The organism is Neisseria sp. HMSC70E02 (genome assembly GCF_001838645.1).
Classification (GTDB): domain Bacteria; phylum Pseudomonadota; class Gammaproteobacteria; order Burkholderiales; family Neisseriaceae; genus Neisseria; species Neisseria macacae.
In genome coordinates this window covers 1-3,144 of sequence record NZ_KV838077.1, presented here as the reverse complement: position 1 = coordinate 3,144, position 3,144 = coordinate 1, and the positions used below count along the sequence as shown (strand labels likewise).

The 3,144-nt window shown below is 54.1% G+C and carries 2 protein-coding genes and 1 pseudogene; all 3 read left to right on the top strand.

From position 1 onward, the window contains the following. Positions 1-182 precede the first annotated feature (182 nt). Positions 183-743 carry an adenine phosphoribosyltransferase gene (locus HMPREF3277_RS03525; RefSeq protein ID WP_039409281.1) on the top strand — a complete coding sequence of 187 codons (561 nt, stop codon included), beginning with the start codon at positions 183-185 and terminating at the stop codon, positions 741-743. Positions 744-913: 170 nt separating this feature from the next. Further along, complete coding sequence (locus HMPREF3277_RS03520; RefSeq protein ID WP_070870059.1) at positions 914-2,758, top strand: lytic transglycosylase domain-containing protein; 1,845 nt, start codon at positions 914-916, stop codon at positions 2,756-2,758. A 96-nt stretch (positions 2,759-2,854) separates the two neighbouring features. Continuing rightward, positions 2,855-3,144 (top strand): annotated as a pseudogene (locus tag HMPREF3277_RS15185) (hypothetical protein); the annotation flags it as partial.

Below are 3,144 nucleotides of genomic sequence, written 5' to 3'. Positions count from 1 at the left end.
GCCGTACTGGTTTAAAGTTAATCCACTATATTCATCTTAAAAACAATTGAGCCGCATTACCGTGTCGTACGCCATGTCATGAATGCTTCGGGGAATGGTTAAACCGCCCCGATGGATTTGGCAACCGACGGTCTGACGGCTACAATATCGCGTTAAAAACTTTTCATTTGGGAACACGCAAAATGTTGGTTCATCCTGAGGCGATGGACGTCGCCGCATTGGCGGACAAAATCCGCAAAATCGAAAACTGGCCGCAAAAAGGCATTTTATTTCACGACATTACACCGGTGCTTCAAAGCGCGGAATATTTCCGCCTTTTGGTGGACTTGCTGGTTTACCGATATATGGGTCAGAAAATCGATGTCGTGGCTGGCTTGGACGCACGCGGCTTCATCATCGGCGCGGCGTTGGCGTATCAATTGAACGTCGGCTTCGTCCCCATCCGCAAAAAGGGCAAGCTGCCTTTTGATACGATTTCGCAAAGCTACGCGCTGGAATACGGCGAAGCGACAGTCGAAATCCACAAAGACGCGGTCAAACCCGGCGCGCGCGTGCTGCTGGTCGATGACCTGGTCGCAACCGGCGGCACCATGCTCGCAGGCGTGGAATTAATCCGCAAACTCGGCGGTGAAGTCGTTGAAGCGGCGGCGATTTTGGAATTTACGGACTTGATCGGCGGCAGCAAAATCCGCGAAAACGGCGTTCCCCTGTTTACCCTGCTGCAAAACGAAGGCTGCATGTAAACTTTGCCCATGCCTCAAAGGTCGTCTGAAACAGCCATTCCGCTTTTCAGACGACCTTTTTGTTGTCCCTGATTACGCGGTTAATGTAAATATCGGTTTCAGATTCGGATAATGCCACCAAATCGTTTAAAATACGGTTCTAATTGATTCTAATAAAGATACGGCAAGTAATGAACGCACAACGCATATTTTCCCTCTCGCTCAGCCTGATTGCCGCAGCCGTTTTGTCGGCGTGCGTCTCTGAAAACGACACCTCATCCAAAGAGCCTGCCTCTTCCCTGACCGAACCCGCCTCCATCCCCGCCCGCCGCGCGGAAGGCGAATCCAAAGTATTGTCCGATTACGGTCAATATCAAGGCGCGCTGGACGCTGCCAAACGCGGCGACGATATGTGGGTGCAACAATTCTTGGCGCAGGCGGGCGACAGCGCGATGGCTGAAACCGTCCGCAACGAATGGCTCAAAAGCCTCGGCGCGCGCGGACAATGGGATGTGTTCCGCCAAGAAAACAAAAAGCTGAATGCGGCGGGTCGGGTGCAAGAAGTGCAATGTTATGCCGAACTGAGCAGCGGCAGCTACAACATGGCGGCAGAGCTTGTGCGCGTTACGAACAAGCTGCCCGCAGGCTGTACCCGCTTGGTCGAAAGCGCGGCAGCGGCAGGTCGTCTGAACAACAACGACGCATGGCGCCGCGTACGCGGATTGTTGAGCAACAGCCAAACCAGCGACGCACGCAGCTTGGCAGCCGCCTTGGGCAGCCCGTTTGAGGGCGGCTCGCAAGGTGCGCGCGAATACAGCCTTTTGAACGTCATCGGCAAAGACGCGCGCAAATCCTCCTCCGCAGCCTCCACGCTGTCCGGCATGGAATCCGGCTTAAGCCGAGAACAAAGTAGCTTCGCATGGGGCGTATTGGGACTCTACCAAGCGCAAAATCAAAACATGCAGACCGCGTTGAGCTACTACAACCGCGTTTCCGACCGCAAACAACTGACCGACGAGCAGTTTGAATGGTACGCCCGCGCCGCCCTGCGCCTGCAACGCTGGAACGAATTGTCCGGCATCATCCAACAAATGCCCGACAACCTGCAAAAAGACCCGACTTGGCAATACTGGCTGGGCCGCAGCTACGCCGCACAAGGCAACCAAAGCCGTGCTAAAGAAATGTACGAAAAAGCCGCCGCAAGCGGACGCAATTTCTACGCCGTCTTAGCAGGCGAAGAACTCGGCCGCCGCGTCAATACCAAAAACAACGTTTCCGACGCCGATAAAAAAGACGTCCGCCGCATGGCAGACGACGGCGCCATCAAACGCGCGCTGGTTCTGTTTAAAAACAGCCAAAGCAGCAACGATGCCAAAATGCGCCGTCAGGCGCAGGCAGAATGGCGTTTCGCCACCCGCGACTTCAACGAGGACAACCTCCTGACTGCCGCGCAAGTCGCCTTTGAAAACCAGTTCTACGACATGGCGATCAACAGCGCCGACCGGACCGAGCGCAAACTCAACTACAACCTGCGCTACCTCTCTCCGTTTAAAGAGACCACCGTCCGCTACGCCTCGCAAGCAGGCATCGACCCCGCTTGGGTTTACGGCCTGATCCGTCAAGAAAGCCGTTTCGTCATGGGCGCGCAATCTAGCGTCGGCGCGCAAGGCCTGATGCAGGTTATGCCTGCCACCGCCCGCGAAATCGCCGGCAAAATCGGCATGAGCAGCAGCGAACTCTACACCATGGACGGCAACATCCGCATGGGTACATGGTATATGGCAGATGCCAAACGCCGCCTGCAAAACAACGAAGTGATGGCAACCGCAGGCTACAACGCCGGCCCCGGCCGCGCCCGCAACTGGCAGGCTTCTATGCCTCTAGAAGGCGCGATTTACGCCGAAACCATCCCCTTCACCGAAACGCGCGACTACGTCAAAAAAGTCATGACCAACGCGACCTTCTACGCATCTCTGTTCAATGAGCCGCAAACCTCGCTGAAACAGCGTATGGGAACCGTTCCGGGCCGTTATTGATTGACGCGGCTGTATCCGATCGGATTGTTTGACAGATACGGAAGCCAAACTTGAAAAGGTCGTCTGAAAGTATGTTTTCAGACGACCTTTTTTAGTGTGGATGATGGCAAAAAACAACGAATCAACCGCTTTAATCTTCATCGCCATCCCGCACTCTTTTCAATAAACTGGTTGGCATTACCCTGCCCCAATCCTTTTTATAGTGGATTAAATTTAAATCAGGACAAGGCGAGGCAAAGCCGTACTGGTTTAAAGTTAATCCACTATATCTGTTACTTGCTGCCGTGTATCCAGCGTTCAGCCGCTGAACGGGAACACTTTACAAAAAGGTCGTCTGAAAACCGAAAAATCAGTTTGAACTGGCCCCCAAATCTTGGACACTCATA